This is a genomic window from Crystallibacter permensis, from assembly GCF_025960875.1.
Taxonomy (GTDB): domain Bacteria; phylum Actinomycetota; class Actinomycetes; order Actinomycetales; family Micrococcaceae; genus Crystallibacter; species Crystallibacter permensis.
On record NZ_JAODLR010000025.1, the window covers coordinates 17,858 to 43,540 of the forward strand.

General features: G+C 66.1%; 22 protein-coding genes and 2 tRNA genes. 15 read left to right on the forward strand and 9 right to left on the reverse strand.

Going from position 1 to position 25,683, the window contains the following annotated elements; genetic code table 11:
* Nucleotides 1-81 precede the first annotated feature (81 nt).
* Nucleotides 82-2,061 (forward strand): FAD/NAD(P)-binding protein, encoded by a 1,980-nt coding sequence (locus B0G38_RS20110; protein ID WP_264671091.1) that lies wholly within the window; start codon nt 82-84, stop codon nt 2,059-2,061.
* 17 nt (nt 2,062-2,078) lie between these two features.
* Here the strand turns inward: B0G38_RS20110 and B0G38_RS20115 are convergent, their stop codons facing one another.
* Complete coding sequence (locus B0G38_RS20115; RefSeq protein WP_264671092.1) at nt 2,079-6,029, reverse strand: ExeM/NucH family extracellular endonuclease; 3,951 nt, start codon at nt 6,027-6,029, stop codon at nt 2,079-2,081.
* Between the two features lie 313 nt (nt 6,030-6,342).
* Nucleotides 6,343-6,430: transfer RNA gene (locus B0G38_RS20120), tRNA-Ser, on the reverse strand.
* A 77-nt stretch (nt 6,431-6,507) separates the two neighbouring features.
* Here B0G38_RS20120 and B0G38_RS20125 point away from each other — a divergent pair.
* From B0G38_RS20125 to B0G38_RS20145, 5 genes are all read left to right on the forward strand, one after another.
* Entirely contained in the window at nt 6,508-7,494 is a 987-nt protein-coding gene (locus tag B0G38_RS20125) for an NAD(P)H-quinone oxidoreductase (RefSeq protein ID WP_264671093.1), read from the forward strand.
* Nucleotides 7,495-7,668: 174 nt separating this feature from the next.
* Nucleotides 7,669-9,963, forward strand: coding sequence for a carbon starvation CstA family protein (locus B0G38_RS20130; RefSeq protein ID WP_264671094.1), 2,295 nt, complete (start codon nt 7,669-7,671; stop codon nt 9,961-9,963).
* 5 nt (nt 9,964-9,968) lie between these two features.
* Entirely contained in the window at nt 9,969-10,190 is a 222-nt protein-coding gene (locus B0G38_RS20135; protein WP_264671095.1) for a YbdD/YjiX family protein, read from the forward strand.
* 121 nt (nt 10,191-10,311) lie between these two features.
* Nucleotides 10,312-10,926 (forward strand): bacterial proteasome activator family protein, encoded by a 615-nt coding sequence (locus tag B0G38_RS20140; RefSeq protein WP_264671096.1) that lies wholly within the window; start codon nt 10,312-10,314, stop codon nt 10,924-10,926.
* Nucleotides 10,927-10,931: 5 nt separating this feature from the next.
* On the forward strand, nt 10,932-11,396 hold the full coding sequence (locus tag B0G38_RS20145; protein WP_264671097.1) for a hypothetical protein: 465 nt from the start codon (nt 10,932-10,934) through the stop codon (nt 11,394-11,396).
* 106 nt (nt 11,397-11,502) lie between these two features.
* Here B0G38_RS20145 and B0G38_RS20150 read toward each other — a convergent pair.
* The 4 genes from B0G38_RS20150 to tmk form a co-directional block, all read right to left on the reverse strand.
* Nucleotides 11,503-11,575 (reverse strand) — tRNA-Thr (locus B0G38_RS20150).
* An 80-nt stretch (nt 11,576-11,655) separates the two neighbouring features.
* Nucleotides 11,656-13,194, reverse strand: coding sequence for an alpha/beta hydrolase (locus tag B0G38_RS20155; protein WP_264671098.1), 1,539 nt, complete (start codon nt 13,192-13,194; stop codon nt 11,656-11,658).
* Between the two features lie 30 nt (nt 13,195-13,224).
* Nucleotides 13,225-14,364: a DNA polymerase III subunit delta' gene (locus B0G38_RS20160; RefSeq protein WP_264671099.1), complete on the reverse strand. Its 1,140-nt coding sequence runs from the start codon at nt 14,362-14,364 to the stop codon at nt 13,225-13,227.
* Nucleotides 14,361-15,020: a dTMP kinase gene (gene tmk / locus B0G38_RS20165; RefSeq protein WP_264671100.1), complete on the reverse strand. Its 660-nt coding sequence runs from the start codon at nt 15,018-15,020 to the stop codon at nt 14,361-14,363. Before tmk ends, B0G38_RS20160 begins: the two co-directional genes overlap by 4 nt.
* A gap of 81 nt (nt 15,021-15,101) precedes the next feature.
* Here tmk and B0G38_RS20170 point away from each other — a divergent pair, with 81 nt between their 5' ends.
* Both B0G38_RS20170 and B0G38_RS20175 read left to right on the forward strand, forming a co-directional pair.
* Entirely contained in the window at nt 15,102-16,259 is a 1,158-nt protein-coding gene (locus B0G38_RS20170; protein ID WP_264671101.1) for a trans-sulfuration enzyme family protein, read from the forward strand.
* Nucleotides 16,260-16,287: 28 nt separating this feature from the next.
* Nucleotides 16,288-16,623 carry a DUF2516 family protein gene (locus B0G38_RS20175; protein ID WP_139006834.1) on the forward strand — a complete coding sequence of 112 codons (336 nt, stop codon included), beginning with the start codon at nt 16,288-16,290 and terminating at the stop codon, nt 16,621-16,623.
* Nucleotides 16,624-16,630: 7 nt separating this feature from the next.
* On the opposite strand, the gene B0G38_RS20180 is transcribed toward B0G38_RS20175, so the two are convergent.
* Nucleotides 16,631-17,365 (reverse strand): class I SAM-dependent methyltransferase, encoded by a 735-nt coding sequence (locus B0G38_RS20180; protein WP_264671119.1) that lies wholly within the window; start codon nt 17,363-17,365, stop codon nt 16,631-16,633.
* Nucleotides 17,366-17,702: 337 nt separating this feature from the next.
* Here B0G38_RS20180 and B0G38_RS20185 point away from each other — a divergent pair, with 337 nt between their 5' ends.
* Nucleotides 17,703-18,461: a phosphoglyceromutase gene (locus tag B0G38_RS20185; protein WP_264671102.1), complete on the forward strand. Its 759-nt coding sequence runs from the start codon at nt 17,703-17,705 to the stop codon at nt 18,459-18,461.
* 121 nt (nt 18,462-18,582) lie between these two features.
* On the opposite strand, the gene phoU is transcribed toward B0G38_RS20185, so the two are convergent.
* The gene (gene phoU, locus B0G38_RS20190) at nt 18,583-19,242 is read right to left on the reverse strand and encodes a phosphate signaling complex protein PhoU (RefSeq protein ID WP_169992964.1); all 660 of its coding nucleotides are present in this window, start codon (nt 19,240-19,242) and stop codon (nt 18,583-18,585) included.
* A 173-nt stretch (nt 19,243-19,415) separates the two neighbouring features.
* Here phoU and B0G38_RS20195 point away from each other — a divergent pair, with 173 nt between their 5' ends.
* Entirely contained in the window at nt 19,416-20,615 is a 1,200-nt protein-coding gene (locus B0G38_RS20195; protein WP_264671120.1) for a sensor histidine kinase, read from the forward strand.
* On the forward strand, nt 20,612-21,292 hold the full coding sequence (locus B0G38_RS20200) for a response regulator transcription factor (RefSeq protein ID WP_264671103.1): 681 nt from the start codon (nt 20,612-20,614) through the stop codon (nt 21,290-21,292). Before B0G38_RS20195 ends, B0G38_RS20200 begins: the two co-directional genes overlap by 4 nt.
* Nucleotides 21,293-21,381: 89 nt before the next feature.
* On the opposite strand, the gene B0G38_RS20205 is transcribed toward B0G38_RS20200, so the two are convergent.
* Nucleotides 21,382-21,942, reverse strand: a complete 561-nt coding sequence (locus tag B0G38_RS20205) for a hypothetical protein (RefSeq protein WP_264671104.1) — start codon at nt 21,940-21,942, stop codon at nt 21,382-21,384.
* A gap of 278 nt (nt 21,943-22,220) precedes the next feature.
* Here B0G38_RS20205 and B0G38_RS20210 point away from each other — a divergent pair, with 278 nt between their 5' ends.
* The 4 genes from B0G38_RS20210 (at nt 22,221) to cysS (ending at nt 25,589) form a co-directional block, all read left to right on the forward strand.
* Nucleotides 22,221-22,703 (forward strand): CarD family transcriptional regulator, encoded by a 483-nt coding sequence (locus tag B0G38_RS20210; protein WP_074699806.1) that lies wholly within the window; start codon nt 22,221-22,223, stop codon nt 22,701-22,703.
* Between the two features lie 86 nt (nt 22,704-22,789).
* A complete protein-coding gene (gene ispD / locus B0G38_RS20215; protein ID WP_264671105.1) occupies nt 22,790-23,602 on the forward strand; it encodes a 2-C-methyl-D-erythritol 4-phosphate cytidylyltransferase in 813 nt (270 codons plus the stop codon).
* Between the two features lie 3 nt (nt 23,603-23,605).
* On the forward strand, nt 23,606-24,112 hold the full coding sequence (gene ispF / locus B0G38_RS20220) for a 2-C-methyl-D-erythritol 2,4-cyclodiphosphate synthase (RefSeq protein WP_264671106.1): 507 nt from the start codon (nt 23,606-23,608) through the stop codon (nt 24,110-24,112).
* Nucleotides 24,113-24,128: 16 nt separating this feature from the next.
* The gene (cysS, locus tag B0G38_RS20225) at nt 24,129-25,589 is read left to right on the forward strand and encodes a cysteine--tRNA ligase (RefSeq protein ID WP_264671107.1); all 1,461 of its coding nucleotides are present in this window, start codon (nt 24,129-24,131) and stop codon (nt 25,587-25,589) included.
* The last annotated feature ends 94 nt before the right edge of the window (nt 25,590-25,683 follow it).

Consider the following 25,683-nt stretch of genomic DNA (forward strand, 5'->3'; position numbering starts at 1 on the left):
TGAGCCGTCGCGGCTTGGAGGAGCGGCAGGCAGGGAAGGCCCGGATCAGGCCAGTGCGCGGCCCCGGTTACGCTAGAAGGCATGGAATCTCAGCGCGGCTACCGGGTGGCAATCGTGGGTGCAGGCCCCCGCGGTACCTCCGTGCTGGAACGTTTGGTGGCCAATCACCGGGACCGTGGTGAGACCGGCAGGCTGCACATCCACCTCATTGATCCCTACCCGCCGGGCCCCGGCCATGTCTGGCGTGCCGGCCAGTCCCGCCTGTTCCTAATGAACACGCCCTCGCTCTTTCCCACCGTGGTGCCCGCCGGCGAGCTCGACGCCGCGCCCGTGGCCGGAATGCCCTTCGAGGCATGGCGCTTCGCCGTCGTTGCCGGGAGCATCAGCGATGTGCCGCCGGAGGACGCGGACGAGGCCCGCTCGCTCTCGGCCGCGGACTTCCCCAGCCGGGCACTGTACGGACGGTACCTGGCCTGGACGTTCGCCCGGCTGAACGAGGCGGCCGGAAACCACGTAGTGGTCCACGTCCACGAGGCCGAGGCAACCCACCTGCACCGGATCGACGGCACCAGCCGGCTGGTCCTCGCGAACGGCACCACCGTGGACGCGGACGCCGTGGTGCTGGCGCTGGGGCATCTGCCTGCCGCGCTGAACCCGGAACAGCAGAACCTGCAGGACGAAGCCGCCCGGTACGGCCTGCACTACCTGCCGCCGAATGTGCCGGCGGACCTCGACTTCAACCGCATCCCCGCCGGCCGCACCATGCTGGTCCGCGGCATGGGCCTGAACTTCTTCGACGTGATGATCCAGCTGACGCAAGGCCGGGGCGGCACGTTCATGCCGGCGTCGAACACTGAACCCATGCGGTACGTGCCCTCCGGCAAGGAACCCAAACTGGTGGCCGGCTCCCGCCGTGGCACCCCGTACCGCGCCAAGGCGAGGCTGCAAAGTTACCTGCCTGCCGGCGTCGAACTTCGCTATTTCACGCCGTCCGCCGCGCGGCTCTTTGCGGACGCCGGTGTGCAGCCGGGTTTTGACCACGACCTGTGGCCGCTGCTGCAGCGCGACGTGCTGTGGACCTACTATTCCACGCTGGCAAGGGTGGAGCCCGGGAGCATCAACGGGCATCCGCGCGAGTTCCTGGCCGGGCTCCAGGAGTTGCTGGGGCAGAAGACCGTGCCCGGCAGCCCGACCCTGAGGAACCGCATCCGCGGGTACCTGGACGAACAGGTCGAGCCCGGACGGCTGCTGGATGTCGAGGCGCTGGCCCGGCCCTTCGCCGGGCGGAAGTTCGCCTCCGCGCAGGAGTACCAGCAGGCCATGGTCGCTTACCTTGAGGCGGATGCGGCCGGCTCGGCGCTGGGCGAGGACGACCCGTTGAAGATGGCCATCGGGGCGCTGAACGCCGGGCGGAGCCTGCTCAAGGAAATTGTGGCCGACGGCGGACTGACCGACGAATCCTGGCTCGCCGAGCTGCGTGGCTGGTTCGAGCCGCTGGTGGAAGGCCTCGCCAGCGGACCGCCGGCCCAGCGGATCGAACAGCTGGCTGCGCTCGCCCGCGCCGGAATCGTCGAGTTCGTGGGACCTGACCCGCAGTTCGAAGTGGACCCGGGGACCGAACAGTTCCGGGCCACTTCGCCCTGGGTCGGCGGCGCTGCCTACTCGGCGACCTATCTGATGGAAGCCATGATGCCGACCAACCGGGTGGGACAGAACCGGTCCGCGCTGCTGCGCCACCTGATGGAGGCAGGCCTGGTCCGGCCCAAGCTGATGCTCGGCGCCGAGGACGCGCCGGTTCCGACGTCCGGCCTGGATGTCACCCGGCCGCCGTACCGCCCCATCGGAGTCAACGGCCGGCCCGTGGAGAATCTCTATGTGCTGGGGCTGCAGCTGTCCTCGGTGCAGTGGGGAACGTCCATTGCCGCGGAAGCCGGTGCGCCGGCGCGCCAGGGCGGCCGCACCCTGAAGGACGCGGACGATATTGCCCGCGCCATCCTGGATGCGGCCGCGCCTGCCGGTGCCGGCCGGGTCAAGGCCGGGGCCGCTGCGGGCCCGGCCTGACAGGTTCCCTCCTGCCCCTACCGCTTGCCGTGCGCCTTGTCCCGCGCGGTCGGCAGCTCCAGGCCGACGACGATCGGGTCGTGGTCGCTGGCCCGGAACATGTCCGGGGCGTAGAAATCGGTCACGTTGTAGTTGTACCGGCTGTATTCCAGCGCGATCGATTCGACCGAGTTGATGTTCCAGATGTCCGCGCCTTCCACTACGGCGTCGGCCCCGGGTGAAGCGAAGATGTAGTCCAGCGAGCCCACCATGCCGTCGAAGTTGTAGCTGTGCTCGCCGGTCTTGGCACCTTGGTCGATGTAGCCGGCTGCGGCCAGGACCCGGATCGGATCTTCCTGCGCATAGGAGTTGAAGTCACCGGTGAGGTAAACCTTGTCCGTGCTGAACTTCTCCTGCATCGTCCCGGCGAAGCCCACCAGGGATTTTGCCTGCTCGGTGCGGGCTGCATTCCACGCACCCTGGCCGTGGTCCGCGTTTTCGCCCGAGGACGGAGCCGAGCCCTTGGACTTGAAGTGGTTGGCAACCACAATGAACTTCGTGTCCGCGCCGCCGTGCTTGACCTTGAACGTCTGGGCCAGCGGCTTGCGGGCGTTGGCAAAGGCATCGGTGTCGTTGTGGATGACGGACTCGCCGATGGTCTGCACGGCATCCTTCTTGTAGATGAAGGCCGTGCGGATGAAGTCCTCGTCCTCAAGCGCGGGCAGCTCTTCCGGCGACCGCATATAATCCCATGCTGCTGCTGCTTCTTCGCCGGCGGCGGCGAGAGCCTCGTTCAGGGCGGCGGTCAGCGTGGCGAGGGCAGCGTCGCGGTCCTTGCCGAACTGCGCGGAATTCTCGATCTCCTCCAATGCCACGACGTCGGCATCCAGAGCGTTGATCGCGGCGTCGATCTTGGCCTCCTGCCGTTCCAGGTTCTCGGCGTCGAAGGCGCCGCGCGCATCGCAGTTCCGGGCGGTGACCGGGTTTCCGTCCCGGTCCGTGTAGGCCTTGCAATCGTCCAACTGGTCGCCGGTGGTGGTGAAGTAGTTCAGTACGTTGAAGGAGGCGATCTTGACGTTGCCGCCCACCACTTCCGGTGCCTGGGTACGGGTATTGGAGAACGACGCCGGCTGGACCGTTTCGCTGTTGGCTGCGGTCAGTTGGGTCAGCGGCTGGAAACGCCAGAGGCCGAACCGGTAGTCGAGCACCACCGAGGTGTCGAAGTCCGCCGGTGAGCCCACCCGGACCGGAGTCTCCGGGGTCAGGTACGGCAGCGGGATGTCCTTGTTGGCGTCGGAGCCCAGGTAGTTGATGCTGGCGCCGTCGTCCAAGGTCACGGAAAGCGCGGCATTCTTTTCGGTTTCGGCCCAGAACTCGTCTGAGCCGTACGTGCCCACGGCGGTGGGCTGGACCAGCGGCTCATCTCCGGCGGCCAGGCCGATCTCGCCGTACTGGTTCAGTGAGTAGTTGTCCGTCACGGTGAAGCTGCCCTGCGGATCGAGCAGCATGCCTTCGAACTTCTCCCGCTCGGCGGCGCTGGCGGGCCACTCGACTGCGGCAGGCTTGACCTCCTCGGCCGGTTCATCCAGCAGGACCAGTCCGCCCTCATCAACGGTCAGTTCAGTCAGCCCGTGGTATTCGCTGACCCCGCCGGTAACCTCGACGTGGTCGCCGAGGGCAACCTCGTCCACGGTGGAGGGGGAGAAGACGAAGATGCCGTGGGAGGCCGCATGGTCTTCTGCAATGTCGCCGCCGGTGCCAGGGGTCTGGATGTAATACCCGTTGAACCCGCCCTCCGGGTACACTGCCGTCACCACGCCGCGGGTTGTTGCGTTCGTGCCGACCAGCGGCGAGACATCCGACGTGCCCTGGATTTCGGCGATGCCGGCGGGAAGTTCAGCCGCCGGGATCTCGATCGGCAGCCGCACCAACGTCCCGGACTCGGCCGCGGTCAGGGTGAACACGCCGCCGCTCAGCTCGTCCGGAACGGTGAAGGAAACGGTTGCGGCGCCGTCGGCCACGTCGAAAGTGCCCAGCGTTGCGGGCAACGCCGCGGCAGGCACAGAACGGGTATAGGCACTGTCGCCGCCCTCAGCCGGTTCGTAGCGCAGGGTCAGCTCGGTGTTGACCGGAGCGCCCAGCGAGGTCAGATCCAGTTTGGAGACCTCGAAGGACACCTGCTGGCCCGGCTCAACCGTGGCGGGCACACCCGTCAGGGCCACCGCGCGGCGGTCGAAGGACGGGGACAGCGGGCTGTTCTGCTCCAGATAGGCGATCCATGCGTCACGGTCGATCAGGCCGGAGTCCCGGGTATCGGTGCCCTCGGTGAAGACATGGAAGTTGTCTCCGCCCTGTGCCAGGAAGCTGAAGGTGCCGATCCGGTATTCGCGGGTTTCATCCAGCTGCTCGCCGTTGATCCACACTCCGGTGATGTGGCTGCCCTGTTCGGCGTTCGGTTTGTAGGTGTAGTTGACGTTGTCCGAAAGGCCGAGGTGCAGGAACGGGCGGCTGGGCACGTTGCCGTCGGCATCGAGCTGCCACTGCTGCTCCAGCAGCGTCTTGAACTGGGAACCCGTCAGCGTGGTGGTCCACAGGTTGTTCACGAACGGCAACACGGCATTGGCTTCGGCGAACGTAATGGTTCCGTCCGGCGCATAGTAGAGCTCAGAGCGCAGGCCGCCCGGATTGACGACACCGATCTCGGCGCCGCCCAGTCCGTCGGCCGAGAGTGTCTCCACCAGCGAGTCCGCCACCAGGTTGCCCAGCGAGGATTCGCTGGCGCGGTCGTCGCGCTCAGGCAGCGTATCCTCGTCCTCGCCGTCGGGGGTGAAGGCCGTGGTGATGTCGCCCGTTACCGAGCCGACCGGACGTGCCCCCACCGCCTCGGCTTCGGCCAGGGCGGCGTCGACGATCGCCCGGACCTCAGCCACGCGAGGATAGGTGTTGGCCAGCTCGTCGTCGAGGGCCTTGTTTAGCTCGTCCGCGTTCGCAGCGTCTTCGTCAGGAATCGCCTTGCGGGGTTCAAGGGCCATCTCGTAGCTCGTGACATCGAAGGTCGCCTCGCCGTTCTCCTCGCCCTCGGTGACACTGAGCTGGATCTGGCCGACGTTCTCGCCGTATTGCCCGGTCTGGACGATGGGCCGGGTTTCACCCGTTGCGCCCGGTACCGGCGCGTCGAAAGTGTAGGCCTGGTGCGTATGCCCGGTGAAGATCGCGTCCACCTCGGCGGAAGTCTCGTTGGCAATGCGGGCAAAGACCGCGCTGCCCAGCGCAGCATCGAGGCTCGCCCCGGTGGCCGCTCCCTCATGGAAAGACGCCAGAATGATGTCGGCTTCATCGCCGGCGCCGTCCGTCAGCTCGGCAGCAACGCGGTTGACGGCTGCCACGGGATCGCCGAAGTCCAGCGTGGAAATGCCCCCGGGGCTGACCAGTGTCGAGGTTTCCTGGGTCACCACACCGATGACGCCCACAGTCAGTCCGGCCACCTCGACCAGCGCATATTCCTGCAGCACGGGAGTCGTGGTGCCCTTCGAATACACGTTGGCGCCAAGCTGCGGGTAGCTGGAGTTCGTGGAGACCCGCCCGTTCAGGTCTTCGAAGCCCTTGTCGAATTCATGATTACCGACGGCGGTGGTCGCCAGTTCCAGTGCGTTCAGGACATCGATGGTCGGCTGGTCGTCCTGGGACGCCGAGGCGAACAGGGACGCGCCGATGTTGTCACCGGCCGAGGTGAAGAGCGTTCCATCCGGGTTCTGCGCCCGTAACTCTTCGACGGTCCCGGCAAACTTCACCGTGTTTTCGTCGATGCGGCCGTGGAAGTCGTTGATGCCCAGCAGGTTTAGTTCGTAGGTGTCGCCTGCGGCCTGCGGTTCGATCTGCTGGTCTTCAGCGGTCGGTTCCGGTTCGGTTTCGTTTGCCGCGGCGGGCAGGGCTGCGAAGGGAGCGGCCAGCAGGCCGATCGACAATGCAGCGCCCAGCGTGGCTTTCATAGATGATGCAGCCTTTGGCACGGTATCTCCAGTTTTCGGTTCCCCATATGGTGTGCCGGAGGACGGCATCAAAGGCGAGCCGGTCCGGCAGCAAGGCAGTGATGGTGTGCGAGCGCACCTGACAATCCCAGCCCAGCAGGATGAACGAGAGGTTACCGCGCGGGTAGTACCAAGGGAATAGTTTTCTGAAAGAAGGGTTTTGTAACTCCCGGGACGCCGGGAAGTCTTGACAAGAATCCTGGTGTGCGTAAGGGTGGCTGAGCTTAAACAACTCAAGGGCCCCCGAAACCGGAGGCCCTTGAGTTACAGGGAGCGGAAGGTATGGGATTTGAACCCATGAGACGGGGTTACCGCCTACTGGTTTTCAAGACCAGCTCCTTCGGCCGCTCGGACAACCTTCCCTGCCTAGTAGTGTGTCACGGAGGGGCCGGAGATATCAAAACTCCGGCCGGGTTTTGGCGTGCATCAGGAGGCGGGCATGAAGGCGGTTTTTTACCAGGGCTCAGGCGGCCCGGAGGTCATCGAGGTCCGTGAAGTCCAGCCGCCGGTGCCGAAGCCGGGCGAGGTGATTGTCGACGTCGTTGCCGCGGGTCTGAACCGCGCGGATGTGCAGCAGCGCCGCGGAGTCTATCCGCCGCCGCCCGGCGCCTCCGACATTCCCGGCCTCGAGGTTTCCGGCCACATCGCTGCCCTCGGTGAAGAGGTCACCGGCTGGCAGGTCGGGGACGAGGTCTGCGCCCTGCTCGCCGGCGGCGGTTATGCCGAGCAGGTCGCGGTGCCGGCCGGGCAGTTGATGACCGTGCCCGAAGGGGTTGACCTGGTCACGGCGGCGGCGCTGCCGGAAGTGACGGCCACCATCTTCTCCAATCTGTTCATGGCGGCCGGAGTGCAGGCAGGCGAAAGCGTGCTCATTCACGGCGGTGGCGGCGGCATCGGCACAATGGCGGTCCAGATGGTCCGGGCGTTCGGTGGCTTGCCCATGGTGACCGGCGGCTCCCAAGCCAAGCTCGACGTCGTACGTCCCCTGGGCGCCCAGGTCCTCATCAACTACAAGGAAGAGGATTTTGTCGCCAAGGTCAAGGAAGCCACCGGCGGCCGCGGCGCGGACGTGATCCTCGACGTCGTCGGGGCAAAATACTTGCAGCGCAATCTGGACGCTTTGGCCACCTCAGGCCGGCTGGTGGTCATCGGCCTGCAGGGTGGCGCCAAGGCGGAACTGAACCTCGGCCAGCTGATGTCCAAGCGCGCCGCCGTCATCGGAACCACGCTGCGGTCCCGGCCGGTGGAGGAGAAGTCCGCGATCGTACGGGCCGTCATGACCCATGTCTGGCCGCTGGTCGCCTCGGGGGATATCGCAGCGCAGGTGGGCCGGACCTATCCGCTGGATTCGGCGGCCGAGGCGCACGAGTACTTTGACTCGGGCGAGCACATCGGCAAGATCCTGCTCACCACCGCGGCCGCCTAGCGCTGCCTGGCAAGGGGAAAAAACCAGTGTTCCGCGCCCTCGCGCCGGCGGCCGCTGGGCGCATACTCCGGCCTGCTCGGCTATTGGTATGCAGAATCCCTGTGACTTGATGCACGCTGCTGTTAGATTGCTGATAAGTGAGCTTTTTATCCGCCAGGCGTCTCAACAGGAGCAATGATGAGCCATACACCCACAGCAGGATCCGCGCCGGATCCGGACCGTGACTCAGACGTCCTGGTCCAGGATCCGAATCTTCCGCCGGTAGCCCTCGACCCGGAGATCGCCGCCGCCGAGGAGCGCCGATGGCCGCCGCTGAAGATCGCCATCTGGGTGGCTATCGCGCTGCTGGGCGGCGTGGCCTGGACGATGCTCGCCTTCGTACGGGGCGAAACCGTCAACGCCATCTGGTTCGTCTTCGCAGCGGTGTGCACTTACCTGATCTTCTACCGCTTCTATTCGAAGTTCATCGAGAACAAGATCACCAGGCCCAACGACAAACGGGCCACGCCGGCGGAGTACAAGGCGGACGGCAAGGACTATGTGGTCACAGACCGCCGCGTGCTGTACGGGCACCACTTCGCGGCGATCGCCGGGGCCGGGCCCCTTGTGGGCCCCATCCTGGCCGCCCAGATGGGCTACCTCCCGGGCACCATCTGGATTATCATCGGCGTGATTCTGGCCGGTGCGGTGCAGGACTACCTGGTGCTGTTCTTCTCGATGCGCCGCGGCGGGCGCTCTCTGGGCCAGATGGCCCGCGAGGAGCTGGGCCTGATCGGCGGCACCGCCGCACTGATCGCCACGCTCGCCATCATGATCATCATCGTCGCCATCCTGGCCCTCGTGGTGGTCAACGCACTGGGAGAATCCCCGTGGGGCGTCTTCTCGGTCTCCATGACCATTCCGATCGCCATCTTCATGGGCATCTACCTGCGCTTCATCCGTCCGGGTAAAGTCAGCGAAATTTCGATCATCGGCTTTGTGCTGTTGATCGCCGCGATCATCGGCGGCGGCATGATTGCCGATACCGAATGGGGCGTGGCCGTCTTCACGCTGGACCGCATCACCATCGCCTGGGGCATCATCATCTACGGCTTCATCGCGGCGGTGCTCCCGGTATGGCTGCTGCTGGCCCCGCGCGACTACCTCTCCACCTTCATGAAGATCGGCACCATCGTCATGCTGGCCGTGGCCATCGTGCTGGTCCGACCGGAAATCAACATCCCCGCCATCAGCGAGTTTGCCGGCCGGACCGATGGGCCGGTAGTACCCGGCTCCCTGTGGCCGTTCCTGTTCGTGACCATTGCCTGCGGTGCGCTCTCCGGCTTCCACGCGCTGATCTCTTCGGGCACCACTCCGAAGATGGTCCACAAGGAGAAGCAGACCCGCTTCATCGGCTACGGCGGCATGCTGATGGAGTCCTTCGTGGCCATCATGGCCCTGGTCGCCGCGATCTCCATTGACCGCGGGATCTATTTCGCGATGAACTCCTCGGCCGCCGCGACCGGCGGGACCGTGGAGGGCGCGGTGGCCTTCGTCAACAGCCTGGGCCTGGCCGGAGTGAACCTGACTCCGGACATGCTGACCCAGCTGGCGGCCAATGTTGGCGAAGAGTCGGTGGTCTCGCGAACGGGCGGCGCCCCGACCCTCGCCGTCGGCCTCGCCCAGATCATGCAGAGCCTGATCGGCGGGCTGGGCCTGATGGCTTTCTGGTACCACTTCGCCATCATGTTCGAAGCGCTGTTCATCTTGACCGCTGTGGATGCCGGAACCCGGGTGGCCCGCTTCATGCTGCAGGACACCATCGGCAACTTCGCTCCCAAGTTCAAGGACATGTCCTGGCGCCCAGGGGTCTGGATCTGTACGGCGATCATGGTGGCGGGCTGGGGGTACATCCTGATACTCGGGGTGACGGATCCGTTGGGCGGCATCAACACGTTCTTCCCGCTCTTCGGCATCGCCAACCAGCTTCTGGCGGCGATAGCGCTCGCGGTCTGCATGGCCATTGCGGCCAAGAAGGGCGTGTTCAAGTACCTGTGGATCATCGCCCTCCCGCTGGCCTTTGCATCGGTGATTACCATCTGGGCGTCGATCCTGAAGATCTTCTCGCAGGACGTCCGGGTTGGCTACTGGGCCAACCACTTCGCGCACCAGGAGGCCCTGGCCAACGGCGAGACCAGCCTGGGCAATGCGGGGTCGGTCGAAGCGATGGAAGCGGTGGTCCGGAACACCTGGGTCCAGGGCACGCTGTCCATCGTCTTCGTGGTACTGACCATCATCGTCATCGCCACCGCCATCATCGCCACGATCAAGTCCTGGCAGCGGGGCGGCGAGAAGTCCCATGAGGACCCCGCCGTCGTCTCGGCCACCTACGCGCCGGCCGGCTTCATCGCCACACCACCGGAGCGCGAACTGCAGAAACGCTGGGACGAACTGCCCCAGGACAAGCGGCTGGCGCGGTCGAAGCACTGATGGCCATGTCAACGAACAAGGCATTCAACCAGGCGGCCGGCAAGGCACACGCCGGCTGGAAGGGCTTCGTCTGGTACTTCAAGTCCCTGATGGGCGAGAACGCTTACCAGGCGTATCTTGACCACCACGCACGGACCCACAACGGCACGCCGCCCATGACGGAGCGTGAGTTCTGGCGGGACAAAACGGATCGCCAGGACCGCAATCCGGAAGGCCGCTGCTGCTAATGGCCCGCAGCTGAATAACGGCGGCGGCACCCGCCTCGGGCTCCTCACGGAGACTTCGGGGCGGGTGCCGTTTGTTGTGCTGCTGGCTGGATTTAGCTTCGGCCTCTGGCAAGATGAAACCATGAGCGACGAGCAGATACCTCAGACGGAAGAACCGGCCATCGAAGGAGCTCTCACCCCTGACGAGCAGCGCGCGGAGGAAGCCGAAGCCCGGAACGAACCGGGCCGGAACGGCAAGAAGGGCTCGCAGCTCCATGACCTGGTGGATGAACCCGCCAAAGTCATGCGGATCGGGACCATGATCCGCCAACTGCTGGAAGAGGTCCGCAGCGCACCGCTGGATGATGCCGCGCGGAACCGGCTGGCGGAGATCCACGAACGTTCCGTGACGGAACTCGAAGATGGTCTGGCGCCGGAGCTCATCGACGAATTGCACCGGATCAATCTGCCCTTCACCGACGACTCCACGCCGTCGGACGCCGAACTGCGGATCGCCCAGGCCCAGCTGGTCGGCTGGCTCGAAGGGCTGTTCCACGGTATCCAGACCGCCATCGCCGCGCAGCAGGCCGCCACCCAGCAGATGGCGGCACGGATGCAGATGCGCCAGCTCCCGCCCGGCACAGTCATTGCCCCCGGCGTCGTCATTGGCAACGACGGCGAACCGCGCCGCGCTGACGGGGCAGAATCGGAAAACCCGTCCGGCCCCGGCACCCACACCCCGGGCCAGTACCTCTGAGCCCGGTGGCGCTGTTCGGAGCGGCCCGCCAATCCCGGCGGGACGATAAGGAGCTGGGCAAAGGCATCTGGCGGCGCACCCACGACCGGTTCCGCCGCGGGCTGGACCGTTACCACCAGGTTCTTGAAGGCGTGCAGGACGAGGAACTCTACGACGAGCTCCTGGTCATCGCCGACGAACTCGCCGCGCTGCTGCCCAAGGTCCGTACGTACTGCATGACGGCCCAGGAACTGCATCCCAGCGACGGCATGGACATCCCCGGCGGAAACCTGGCCGCCGTCCATCGGTGCCTGTCCAAAGCCGGCAACTCACTCGCCGCGGCTGCCCAGGCCGCCGCCATGATCCGGCTGGACCCCAAGCACTCGGATACGCCGTCCGGCGGGTCGGCCAGTGTTGAAAACGTACGACGGCGGGCGGACATTGTGATCGAGGACGTTGCGGACGCGCAGCGCTACCTGGAAACCCGCTAGCGGCGCCGTCGTCGATTGGTAAGCGTCAGTGCAGCCGGTGGCTAGCAACGCGGCGGGCAAAGAAAAATCCCGCCACATCTGCTGATGCGACGGGATTTCTTTGGTGAGCCCCCTGCCAGAATCGAACTGGCGACCTTTTCATTACGAGTGAAACGCTCTACCGACTGAGCTAAGGAGGCCGGGCTTCTACGCCGGATAACCGGCCAGAATCCACAAGGAACAACTATAGGAGAGCAAGGGCGCGCTGGTCAAAACCGGCTTAGCAAACCGTGCCCTCATCCGGCATCGCGCCCTCGATGAAATAACTGTCTACGGCGTCCTGTACGCAGCTGTCGCCGCGGCCGTAGGCGGTGTGCCCCTGCGCCTCGTAGGTCAGCAGTGAGGCGGATTCCAGCTGCTCAGTCATGGAAACGGCCCATTCGTACGGGGTGGCCGGGTCGCCGGTGGTGCCGATGACCAGGATCGGATCGGCTCCCGCTGCGTCAACCGGTGCGGGCGTGCGCACCGGCTCCGCCGGCCAGTTCTCGCAGGTCGTGCCGCCGTAGGCGAGGTACCGGCCCAGCGTTGGCGAGGCTTCCTCCAGCGCCGCCGCATTTTCCTTCATGCCCGCTAAATCGGATTCCATCGGATAGTCCAGGCAGTTGATGGCGGTAAACGCGGCCGTGCTGTTGGAGGTGTAGTCGCCGTCTGCCTGACGTTCGGCGCCCAGGTCCGCCAGGTACAGCATGTCCGTCGGATCGCCGTCGAAAGCACCGTCCAGGGCACGGGTCAGCAGCGGCCAGTTCACGTCGTTGTACAGCGGGACGATGAACCCCGAGACGAAGGTGCCCACGGTGACCAGGCGGCCGTCCTCGGCGGTCAGCGGGTTGGCCTCGACCGACCGGATCAGGTCCTGGATCTGGCCGACGGCCTGGTCCACGGTTCCGGACAGGGGGCACTCCGCGGACGCCAGGCAGCTTTCCGCGTAGCTGCGGATTGCGCCTTCGAACGCTTTGGCCTGGCCGAGGGTGACCTGCTCATTGGTCAACGAAGGATCCAGCGCCCCGTCGAGCACCATCCGGCCCACCCGCTCCGGAAAGAGGTCCGCATAGGTCGCGCCGAGGAAGGTGCCGTAGGAGAAACCCAGGTAATTCAGCTTGGCATCCCCGACCACGGCGCGGATGATGTCCATGTCTTTAGCGGCGCTGGCGGTGTCCACATGGGCCAGGACTTCGCCGGTCTTCGCCGCGCACTTCTCGGCCAGCTCGGCGGCATCCTCACTGGCTTCCGCAATGCCGGCGTCGCTGTCCAGGTCATACTGCACCTCGCGCGCGGCATCCCGTTCCGCGTCGGTCATGCAGGTGACCGGGGCCGAGCGCTTCACGCCGCGAGGGTCGAAGCCCACGATGTCGTAGCTGCCGCGCAGTTCCTCGGTGGTCATCTGCTCCAGCGAGCCGCGCACGGTGTCATAGCCCGAGCCGCCCGGACCACCGGGATTCAGCAGGATGGAACCCAAGGAATCGCCCTCCGTGGTGCTGCGGATCGCGGCAATCTTGATGCTCTTGCCGTCCGGATCGGCGTAATCGACCGGGACTTCGATGTCCGCGCACTCGAACCGGCCTTCGCAGCTTTCCCAGCTGACCGACTGGTTGTAGTACGGCATCAGTTGCTCGTCCACGCTGCCGACAACTTCAGGCGACGACGACGGCGGGGCATCTGTCGTCCCCGGCAGCAGCCCGCACCCGGCCAGCAGGAAGAGCACGACGGCGGCCGCTGCGGTTTTGGCGCCGAGGCCGGATCGTCGCGGGAAGGTGCGCATCAATTGTTCTCCTGGATTGTGGTCAAGCATCTAGAGCAGGCCGACTGCCATGGCCTCCATGGCCAGTACCGGGGCCACGTTGGTGCTGAGCCGTTTGCGGGTCTGCGCGATGGCGTCCAACCTCTCCAACGTCTTCTCGGGGGTCGATTGTTCCGCGTAGGACGTCAGCTCCGGCCGCAGGTACTCGTTGACCAGGTCCGACGAAGCGCCCAGCTGGAGGGCCAGCACGTCCCGATAGAACGTAGTCAGGTCGATCATGACGCGGTCCAGGGAATCACTCACGCTGCGCTTCGCCCGGCGCTTCTGCTCATCCTCCAGTTGCTTCAGCTGGCTGCGCATCGCCGGCGGCAGCGTGCCTTTCTCCGGCGCGCCGAGGCTGTACAGCAGGGCCTCGCGCTCGGCGGCGTTGCGCTGTTCGGAGGCAGCCGCGGCGTCCGCATTGGAGATTTCCACCAGCTCGCCGGCGGCCATGACGGCATCGGACACCCCGCGCAGGCGCAGCGGCAGCCGGACAATGGTGTCCCGGCGGCTGCGCGCGTCCTCATCGGCGGCAAGCCGGCGGGCCACACCGATGTGGCTCTGCGAAACCCGGGCGGCGAACTCGGCCAGCTCGGGAGTGGCCCCGTCGCGGCGGACCAGCAGTTCGGCCACATCGCCCACCGGTGGAATGCGCAGGCCGACCGGGCGGCAGCGGGAGCGGATGGTGACCAGCACGTCCGCCGGGCTTGGCGCGCAGAGCAGCCAGATGGTCCGCGGCGGCGGCTCCTCGATGGCCTTGAGCAGCACGTTGGTGGTCCGCTCCGCCATGCGGTCGGCATCCTCGATGATGATCACGCGCCAGCGGCCGGAGGACGGTTTGTCCTGCGCCTTCGTGACCCAGTCGCGGACCTCGCGGATGGTGAAGGATACGTTCTCCGTCACCATGGCGGACACGTCCGCGTTGGTGCCGCCCAAAACGGTGTGGCAGGCGTGGCACTCGCCGCAGCCGCGGGCGGCGGGATCGGGCTGTTCGCATAGCAGGGCGGCGGCGAAGGACCGCGCGGCGTTGGACCGGCCGGAGCCGGGCGGGCCGGTGAACAGCCAGGCGTGGTTGGGCCGCTCGGCGGCTGCGGCACGGTTGAGCTGCTCCACCACGGCGGTCTGGCCGGGCAGATCGGACCAGACGCTCATGCCAGCAACCCGCAGATGCGCTCGAGGATGGCGTCGGTCAAGACCTCGCGTTCGCTCCGCGCGTCCAGCACCAGGTAGTCGTCGGGGCGGGCCGCGGCCAGCTCCAGGAAGGCGGCCCGGATCCGTCCGTGGAAGTCATCCGGTTCGGACTCCAGCCGGTCTTCGGTGGCTTCACCTGCCAGCCGCCGGTCGCGGGCGTGGTCCGGTGCCACGTCGAGCAGCACCGTGACATCGGGCAGCAGCGAATCCGTGGCCCACAGGTTGATGTCCCGCACCGCGGCAATGCCCAGTTCCCTCCCGGCGCCTTGGTAGGCCACGGACGAGTCGATGAAACGGTCGCAGAGCACAATCTCGCCGCGCTCCAGCGCCGGGACGATCACCTGCTGCACGTGGGCCGCCCGCGAGGCGGCAAAAATCAAGGCTTCGGTGCGGGCATCGATCTCGCCGTGGCCGTGGTCCAGCACCAGGGAGCGCAGCTTTTCGCCGATGGGTGTGCCGCCGGGCTCGCGGGTGCGCAGTACAGCGTGCCCGGCGGCTTCCAGCCGGGCCTGCACGGCAGCTGCCTGGGTGGACTTGCCGGCCCCGTCGCCGCCCTCGAACGCGATGAACAGCCCCGCGCGGGCGCGAGCGGGGGAGGGGGTACCGGGGGAAGTCACCCAATTAGCGTACCGTTGTTCGCTGCTGCCACAGAGTCATGAGTTAACCTGTGGACGGCCTGCGGGATTAACCTTGCTGTCATGAGCCAGAGCGCATCCCAGCATCCAGACCACCTTGCCCAGGACACCGTTGTGGTTTCCGCCGGCCGCCCGGAGCGGACCCACGATTCCCCGGTGAACGCGCCGGTGGTGCTGTCCTCGACGTTCTTCGGCCTCGGCGAAGTCGTGGCGGGCGACCGCGCTTACGGGCGTTACTCCAACCCCACCTGGGACCCGTTCGAGGAAACCCTGGGCGAACTCGAGGGCGCCGAACTGCCTGCCCTGGTCTTCGCCTCGGGGCTGGCCGCCGTGGCCGCGGCGCTGTCCCTGGTTCCCGCCGGCGGCGTGGTGGTCATGCCTCAGCACAGCTACCAAGGCAGCCTGGCCCTGGCACAAGACCTGGCCGGGCGCGGCGCGGTGAAGATCCGCACCGTGGACATTGCGGATACCGAGGCGGTCAAGGCCCAACTCGAGGGTGCCGACATGCTGTGGCTGGAAAGCCCCACCAACCCCATGCTCGAGATAGCCGAGCTCGGCATCCTCGCCAAGGCAGCGCACGACGCCGGTGCTTTGGTGGTTGCCGACAACACCTTTTCCACCCCGCTGGGACAGCGCCCGCTGGAGCTCGGCGTCGACGTCGTTGTCCATTCGGTGACGAAATATCTTGCGGGACATTCCGACGTCGTTCTTGGCGCCGTGGTCACCTCCAATCCGGACCTGCAGGCGAAGCTGCTCATGCACCGTTCCCTGCACGGGGCCATCGCCGGTCCGTTCGCAACCTGGCTCGCGCTGCGCGGGGTGCGCACGCTGGCGCTGCGGGTGGAGCGTTCGCAGGCGACGGCGGCAGAGCTCGCCGCGAAACTGCAGCAGCATCCGCGGGTGGAAGCCGTGCGCTACCCGGGCCTGCCGGGCGATCCGGGGCACGAGCGTGCCACAGCGCAGATGAACGGCTTCGGCTCCATCATCGCCATCCAGATCCGCGGCGGTTCGGCTGCCGCTGAAGCCGTCATCGAGGCACTGCAGTTGTGGCTGCCCGCCACCTCGCTGGGCGGGGTGGAGTCGCTGATCGAGCGGCGCCGCCGGCACGTCAACGAACCGGAGAGCGTGCCCGAAAACCTGCTGCGGCTTTCCGTCGGAATCGAGAACGTAGCCGATCTGTGGGCCGATCTGGACCAGGCCCTGCAAAAAGTGCAGGACTGATAGGCGCAAGAACAGTTAGGCTTGGAAGGTGCTACTTGTCTACGCGTTCCAGCATTGGCTGTATTTCGGCCTGGGGATTCTTGCCCTGGGCATTGAGTTGTGGGCACTGGTCGACTGCCTCGGCCGCAAGGGCGAGCACTTCCAGGCCGCCTTCAAGCGCACCAAGGGGTTCTGGACCGGTATGACCGCCGGTTCCGTCGCCGTGGGTGCCCTGTCGCTGCTGGGGACCGGACTGGGCACCTGGATGCTGTTCCAGCTGGCCGCCGTCGCCGCTGCCTCCGTGTACCTGGCGGATGTGAAGCCGGCGCTGAACGAGCTGAAGGGTTCCGGCGGCAGCGCCTACGGCCCCTACGGACCCTGGTAAACGGCTCCTACGAGCGCTGGTAACCCGGCGCCACCGCGGCCCAGGCCACCGTCACTTCACCAAGGCGCCACCGTGACGGCCCGTCCAGCACGGGCCAGCCGGCTGCGGCCATGCTGTGGCACATGGCCAGCCACCGCTGCCGGTTGCCGAAGGAAGCCAGTACGGAGGCTTCCGCCCAGGCCTTGTCCAGCGCCTGCAGGTAGCGGTGGATCTTCTCGCCCGGGAAATTGTGGTGGATCAGCGCCTTCGGCAGCCGCTCGGCCACGTCGGAGGGCCGGTGGAAGGCGCCGAACCGTAACGAGATGCTCAGCGACACCGGCCCCTCGGGCGCAATGGCCACCCAGGTGGCGCGCCGGCCGATCTCGTCGCAGGTGCCGTCGATGAAGAGCCCGCCCGGTGCCAGCCGCGCCCGAACCATGTCCCAGTGCGCGGCGTACTCCGACTCGTCATACTGGCGCAGCACGTTGAAGGCCCGCACCACCGCCGGACGGCGTCCCGCCACCGGGATCTCAAAGCCGCCCTGCCGGAAACTCAGCCCCGGCCGCTCCAGCGCTTTGGCGCGGCGGACCCGCTCTGGTTCGATCTCGATCCCGATCACTTCGACATCGGGGCGCACCTTGGCCAGCCGGTGGTGGAGTTCGACGGCGGTGATCGGCGCGGCGCCGTAGCCCAGGTCGATGACCAGCGGATCGGCTGCCTTTTTGACGCTGGCCGCGCTCGGGCCGGAGAGCCAGCGGTCCATCCGCCGCAGCCGGTTCGGGTTGGTGGTGCCCCGCGTGATGGAACCGACCGGTTTGCCTGGCCTGCCCGGCCCGCCCCTCGGGTACTCCACAGTGTGGCCGGACGCGGCGGGGGCAGTCTTCAGGCTGGGCACAAGGAAAAAGAATAAGTGCCGCCCGGAAACACGGGATGACGACGGCGGCCGCCCACCGCCGTCGTAATTCCCCTGTTGGAAACTAAAACCGCAGGTCACAGGCGGGGAAGGCCCACATGACGACGGCGGGGCGCGGCGCAGCAGCGTGCGTAACGTCACGGTCGCGGGAGGCTGGGAAAGGCGTGTAAACGCTAGGATTACAGCCATGACTGCCTCTTCGAACTTCAAGCTGATTCTGCTGCGGCACGGCCAAAGCGACTGGAACGAGAAAAACCTCTTCACCGGCTGGGTGGACGTTCCACTGACCGAACAGGGCCGGGCCGAGGCCAAGCGCGGCGGCGAACTGCTGGTTGAGGCGGGCATCCTGCCCGACGTGCTCTACACCTCGCGGCTCAAGCGCGCCATCGTCACCGCCAACATCGCCCTCGAGGCGGCAGACCGGGACTGGATCGACGTCAAGCGGGACTGGCGCCTGAACGAGCGCCACTACGGCGCACTGCAGGGCAAGGACAAGGCGCAGATCCGCGAAGAGTTCGGCGACGAGCAGTTCATGCTGTGGCGCCGTTCCTACGACACCCCGCCGCCCAAGCTGGATGACTCCAGCGAATGGTCGCAGGTGGGGGACCCGCGCTATGCGGACCTCAACGGAAACCTCCCGCGCACCGAGTGCCTCAAGGACGTGCTGGATCGGTTCCTGCCGTACTGGGAGTCTGACATCTCGGTGGATGTGAAAGCCGGCAAGACCGTGCTGGTGGCCGCGCATGGCAACTCGCTGCGCGCCCTGGTCAAGCACCTTGACGGCATTAGCGACGACGACATTGCCGGCCTGAACATCCCCACCGGCATCCCGCTGGTGTACGAACTGGACGAAAACCTCAAGCCCGTGAAGGCCGGCGGCACCTACCTCGACGCCGACGCCGCCGCGGCGGCCATCGAAGCCGTGGCCAACCAGGGCAAAAAGTAGCCCGCCGCCCCCGCAAACGCCGAAGGCCGGCCCCGCGCAGTTACTGCGCTGCGGGCCGGCCTTCGCTTTGCTCCGGACGGTTCTTGAGGCCGGACGGTCGCCGTCCGGCCTGCGGAACGGTCTAGCGGGACTCGCCGTTCGGTGCCCATTCGCCGGTCACCAGGTAGGTGACCTTACGTGCCACCGAAACGCCGTGGTCCGCGAAGCGCTCGAAGTAGCGGCTGGCCAGCGAAACGTCGACGGCGGTGGGAGCCGTGCCGGAGAAGTCAGGAGCCGCAATGGCCTTGAAGATCCCCGCATGCAGTTCGTTGATGCGGTCGTTGTGGCGGTTGATGTCGCGCGCCAGGTCGAGGTTGCGGGTGTCCAGCAACTCCGTCAGCTTCCGGGCGATGGCAATGTCATTCTCGGCGAGCTCTGCGAAGGTGGGGCGCAGCGACTCGGGGATGACATTCGCCGGGTAACGCATGCGCGCCAGCTGCGCGATATGGCGGGCCAGATCGCCCATCCGCTCCAGCGACGCGCTCATGCGCAGCGCCCCCACAATCATGCGCAGGTCCGAAGCCACCGGCCCCTGCAGAGCCAGGATCTCGATGGCACGTTCGTCCAGATCGTTCTGCAGGAAATCGATCCGCGCATCGGCGGCGATGACCTCCTGGGCGAGTTCGATATCGGCGTTAACGAACGACTGGTTCGCCTTCTCCATCGCTTCGGCTACGAGCCGTGAAATCTCGATCAGCTGTTCGCCGACCTGGTGGAGCTCCGCCTGGAATACCTTGCGCACAGGGCGTCCTTTCGCTTGTTGCAATACGTGTGGTCACACTTACCAAGCAGACTTTCAGTGCCCGGTGAACTGTTACCCGTCTCTAGGTGAACGTTAGTTGAACCCCTGTTTGATTACTACTGGAACGGGTAATTGTGGCGCATTCGTAGGCATAAGCTAGAGGCGTGAGTGCTCTGATGATCGGCCTGCTGGCCGGACTGGCCGGCATCGTGCTGGGTGCCTTTGGTGTGCTCGCCTTCAGACTGAGCGAGAGCCAGCGGCGGGACCGCATCGAAGTTGCCGAGCCGACCATTCCTGACGGTTCGGCGGAAGTGTTGTCCGTGGTCGGACGCGCCTACGTGATTGTCGACGTGATCGACGGCGTGGTGCGTGCCAGCCCAGGGGCCTATGCCTTTGGCCTGGTCCGCGGCCACACCGTGGTGCACAAGGAGCTGCTGGAACTGACCGCCCGGGTCCGCCGCGACGGTGTCATCGAAGAACGCCAGCTGGAACTGCCCCGCGGCCCGTTGGGCCAGGGCATGATCATTGTCCAGGTGCGGGTGGCTCCCATCGGGGACGAATACATCCTGCTGCTGGCCGACGACCGGACCGAAATCACCCGCACCGAGGCCATGCGCACTGACTTCGTCGCCAACGTCTCGCACGAATTGAAAACCCCGGTCGGCGCCCTGTCGCTGCTGGCCGAGGCGATCGAGGAGGCAGCGGATGACGAGGTGGCAGTGCGCCGGTTCGCCAAGCGGATGGAGAAGGAGTCCAAGCGGCTCAGCGCGCTGGTACAGGACATCATCGAACTGTCGCGGCTGCAGAGTGCGGATGTAGTGCAGTCCGGCGAGGCCGTTGACCTTAACGCGGTGGTCGCCGAGGCCGTGGACCGCAACCGGCTGCCGGCCGAAAGCAAGGACATCAAGATTGTGGTGGGCGGCAAGGTGGACAACGAAGTCTACGGCGACGCCGACCTGCTCATGACCGCGCTGCGCAATCTCATCGACAACGCCATCCGCTATGCGCCGGAGAGCTCCACCGTGGGGGTCGGCATGCGAACCCGCGACGGACTCGCCACGGTGTCCGTTACGGACCAGGGACCCGGGATCACCCAGGATGAGCAGGACCGGATCTTCGAGCGCTTCTACCGGATCGATGCCGCGCGGTCGCGGCAGACCGGCGGAACCGGGCTGGGCCTGAGCATCGTCAAACACGTCATTTCCCAGCACGGCGGCGAAATTTCGGTCTGGTCCCAACCCGGGCAGGGATCAACGTTTACCGTCCGGCTGCCGGAGATGGAGCAGTCCGATTCCGAGGACGAGGCCGGCGATGAACCGGCCCGGGAAACACCCAAGGGCGCAGGCGCCCGTGAGCAAGGAGCTATTGCTTGACCCGCATTCTGGTTGTCGAAGATGAAGAGTCGCTGAGCGATCCGCTGAGCTATCTTCTGGGCAAAGAGGGCTTTGAAGTACAGGTTGTCGACAACGGCTTGGACGCCGTGGTGGAGTTCGACAGGTCCGGTGCGGATCTGGTCCTGCTGGATCTGATGCTGCCGGGACAGTCCGGCACCGAGGTGTGCCGGCAGCTGCGCCAGCGGTCCAACGTGCCCGTGATCATGCTGACCGCCAAGGACGCGGAGATCGACAAGGTGGTCGGCCTGGAACTGGGCGCCGACGACTACGTCACCAAACCCTATTCCTCGCGTGAACTGGTAGCCCGGGTGCGCGCCGTCCTGCGCCGCCAGGGCGAGCCGGAAGAGCTGATTTCCAACACGGTCCAGTCCGGCCCGGTGCGGATGGATGTTGAGCGGCATGTGGTCAGCGTCAGCGGTGAGCCGGTCTCGCTGCCGCTGAAGGAATTCGAACTGCTGGAAATGCTGCTGCGGAACGCGGGCCGGGTGCTCACCCGCGGCCAGCTGATCGACCGGGTCTGGGGCTCCGACTATGTCGGCGATACCAAGACCTTGGACGTGCACGTGAAGCGGCTGCGCAGCAAGGTGGAGCCGGACCCATCCGCCCCGCGATACCTCGTCACCGTCCGCGGCCTTGGCTACAAATTCGAGCCGTAAACCCCTGGGTATAGACAGAAGGACCGCACTCCTTGCGAGTGCGGTCCTTCTGTCTCGGCCAGTCCGGCCTGGCCGGTGCGGGACAGCGGTTAGTGCGACGCCGTTTCGGCTGCTGCCTCGGTGGCTTCGGGGGTAGCGCTTTCGGTCGGGGCGCTGGTTTCCCCTTCGGTCGGCGTGCCCGAGGGTACGAACTCGGTGTATTCGGCGAGGGTGCCGTCCAAGACCGGTACGCCGATAACCTGGGAGTCCGAGTTGACCTGAACGGTGACGTCAACGATGGAACCGGGCACGCCGCCCGGGTTGCTGAGGATCGTTTCGTTCTCATCCTCTTCGAAACGGATCTGCCCGTTGGCCGGAACGGTAACGCTTGCGGTGCTGCCGGCGACTGCCAGGCTCAGCTGGACGGGGGAGTCCGAGGTGTTTGCTGCGGTGCCCAGCACCCGGCCCGGCGATTCTGCATCGGCGGCAATGATCATCAGGTTGCGCAAATCGATCGGGCCGATGTCGGCCACGACGCCGTCGCTGGCCGCGTAGGAGAACGTAGTCGCCTGTTCATTGATGGCGCTGCACCCTGCGGTCCCCAGCAGGGCTAGTGCGGCGGCGCCGGCTACAAGGGCACGCTGCACACGGTTCTTCGGCGCAATCTTCACAGCAGGAACTCCTCAATCAAAAGGCTTTGTAGATGAGTGGCGGTTGCGCAGACAGAAAGCACAACACGGTCACTAGCCTAGCCGTAATTGCCCAAAAACCAGGACTCGGCACCCGTAAAGAACGCGTCAGGCCGACCCAGGGATGCATCAATCGCCGGATCCGTCAAGACCATTATGCGGGTCATTTTGCCCCTCCGAGGCCCTCTGACCAGCGCAAACTCGGGGAAGTAGGGCCTTTTTCCGTGGTAAACTTGTAGGCGGGAAAGGGGAAAGTCCACATGGTATTTGAGGTCGGCGAGACGGTAGTTTACCCTCACCACGGTGCAGCGAAGATCGAAGAGATCAAGATGCGCACCATCAAGGGCGAAGAGAAGATGTATCTCAAGCTCCGCGTGGCTCAGGGTGACCTGACCATTGAGGTTCCGGCAGAGAACGTAGATCTGGTTGGCGTTCGGGATGTAGTGGGCAAGGAAGGCCTGGAGCACGTGTTCGACGTTCTCCGTGCCGAGTTCACTGAAGAGCCCACCAACTGGTCGCGTCGGTACAAGGCGAATCTGGAAAAACTGGCCTCCGGTGACGTTATCAAGGTAGCGGAAGTAGTCCGTGACTTGTGGCGCCGGGAGCAGGACCGCGGTCTTTCAGCAGGCGAAAAGCGCATGCTGGCCAAGGCCCGCCAGATCCTGATTTCCGAACTGGCTCTTGCGGAAAAGACAGACGAAGACAAGGCAGCTGAAGTGCTCGATGAGGTCCTGGCCTCCTAACCCAGCAGCCTGCAAGGCATAATGAACTCAAAGCGGCCGGTCCTGATGGACCGGCCGTTTTTTTGATGCCGGTATAGGCTTGGGCCGTGCCCAGAAGTTCCAAGCCGCGGATCGGCGTCGTTGTTGTTGCAGCAGGCTCCGGCCAACGCCTTGGCTACGGGCTGCCTAAAGCCCAGGTGCCGCTGGCAGGGCGCACGATTCTGGCGCACGCACTCGAGGGCATCCTGGCTTCAGGCGTCGCGGAGCGGATTTGCGTGGCCGTGCCGCCGGGGGATTCCGTGCTGCGGACCGTCTGCACCGCGGCCTCCGGACAGGTTCCCGTGACAGCGGTGGAAGGCGGTACCAGCCGTGCCGCTTCCGTGAGCCATGCCCTGGCCGGGTTAGGCTCGGGCCTGGACGGCATCCTGGTCCACGATGCCGCCCGCGCGCTCACGCCTCCTGAAGTTTTCGGCCGCGTGGTCCAGGCGCTGGCCGCCGGGGCGAAAGCCGTCATTCCCGCAGTCCCGGTAGCGGACACCATCAAGACCGCGGTTCCCTCCGGAGCCGGGCAGCAGGCCATGGCCGGCGAAAAGGTGTCCGGAACCCCGGACCGTTCCCGGCTGCGCGCAGTACAGACCCCGCAGGGTTTCGACGCCGCCGCCCTGAACGCCGCGCACCGCAGCTTGGCGGCGATGGGGCAGTTGGAGGCTGAAGCAATCACGGACGATGCGATGCTGCTGGAAAGCCAAGGCACCGAAGTATTCCTGGTGCCCGGATCGCCGGAGGCCCTGAAGATCACCACGGCGCTTGACCTGATGACCGCCGAAGCGTTGGTGGCAGCCCGGTCCCGAACCGGACAGCCTGCCGTCGAAATCGAGCGTTCCTCTGTAAACCACCCTGTCCCGACAATGGAGGATTGATCCGTGGCCACGTATCCCTACCCGCTTCCGCGCACAGGCATCGGCGTGGACGTCCACGCTTACGCACCCGAGGATGACCCGCAGCCGCTGTGGCTGGGCGGCCTGCACTGGGAAGGCGAACGTGGCCTGGCCGGCCATTCCGACGGCGACCCGGTGGCCCACGCTGCCGCGGACGCCCTGTTCTCGGCGGCCGGCGTGGGCGATCTCGGCACCCATTTCGGCACCGACCGGCCGGAATACGCCGGCGCGTCCGGGCTCACCCTGCTGGCCGAAGCCGCGCGCATTGTCCGCGATGCCGGGTTCGAGATCGGCAACGTAGCCGTGCAGCTGATCGGCAACCGGCCCAAGTTCACCCCGCGGCGGGACGAGTCCGAAGCGGCCCTCACGCAGGCGGCCGGCGCGCCGGTGAGCGTCTCCGCCACCACCAGCGACCGGCTTGGTTTCACCGGCAGAGGTGAGGGGATCGCGGCGGTGGCAACCGCCGTCGTTGTTTCGGTTCGCCAGCCCTGACGGCTAATCTGGAGCGGTGAGCCTGAGATTCTATGACACCGCCAGCGCAGAAGTCCGCGATTTCGTCCCGCTGCAGCCGGGCAAGGTAGGCCTCTACTACTGCGGTGCCACGGTGCAGGGGGATCCGCACGTGGGCCACATCCGCTCCAGCATCGCGTTTGACCAGCTGACCCGCTGGCTGCGTTACAGCGGCTACGAGGTCACCGTGGTCCGCAATGTTACGGACATCGACGACAAGATCCTGGCCAAATCCGCCGCCTCCTACCTGCCGGAAGCGCTGGAGGACCCGCTGGCGGTCCCCAACGAGCCGTGGTGGGCGCTGGCCTACCGCTACGAGCAGGCCTTCGAGCGCGCGTACGACATCCTCGGCGTGCAGCGGCCCACGTACGAGCCGCGTGCCACCGGGCATATTCCGGAGATGCACCAGCTCATCGCGCTGCTGATCGACCGCGGCCACGCCTACCCGGCGCTGGACGGCTCCGGCGACGTCTACTTCGACGTGCGCTCGTGGTCCGAGTACGGCTCGTTGACGCGGCAGAAGATCGAAGACATGCAGGCAGCGCCCGACGCCGGTCCCCGCGGCAAGAAGGATCCGCGCGACTTTGCGCTGTGGAAGGGTTACAAGGAGGGCGAGCCCGCCACCGCCAGTTGGCCCAGCCCGTGGGGCACCGGCCGCCCCGGCTGGCATCTGGAATGCTCGGCGATGGTCACCAAGTACCTGGGCCCGGAATTCGACATCCACGGCGGCGGGTTGGACCTGCGCTTCCCGCACCACGAGAACGAGATGGCGCAGTCCCGTGCCGCCGGCCACGGTTTTGCCAATTTCTGGATGCACAACGGCATGGTCACCTACGAGGGCGAAAAGATGTCCAAGTCCGTGGGCAACATCGTCACCCCGACCGAAATGCTGGAGCTGGCCCGGCCGGTGGTGGTCCGCTACTACCTGGGCCAGGCGCAGTACCGCTCCGCACTGGACTACAACCCGGGCTCGCTCACGGAGGCCGCGGCCGCCGTCGAACGCATTGAAGGGTTCCTGCAGCGGGCGCTGAAGTTCCTCTACGGCGAAGACTTCGGCTTCGTGGGCAGCGATGTCCCGGAGGCCTTCCGCGCCGCGATGGACGACGACCTGAACGTGCCGCAGGCGCTGGCCGTGGTCCACGAGACCGTGCGCGCCGGCAACACAGCCCTGGACGGCAAGGACAGCGCGGGGATAGAGCGGGCGCTGCACCAGGTGCTCGCGATGACGGATGTGTTGTATATCAATCCGTTGGATCCGCACTGGAACACCGGCGGAACGGACATCGCCGCACGCCAGGCGCTGGACACCCTGGTCAAGGCGCAGCTCGAGGAACGCAGGGCCGCACGCGAAGCGAAGGACTGGGCCAGGGCTGATGCCATCCGCGATACGCTGGCTGCTGCCGGCGTCGTTGTGGAGGATTCCGCGGACGGCCCCACGTGGACTGTGGCAGCCCGGTAAACTCGTACGCATAGGCAAGACCTGGACGACGGGAATCGCTAAAAACTGATCCCGCGCCGACCGGTGCGGATATTTGACTGACCGAAGGTAAAAC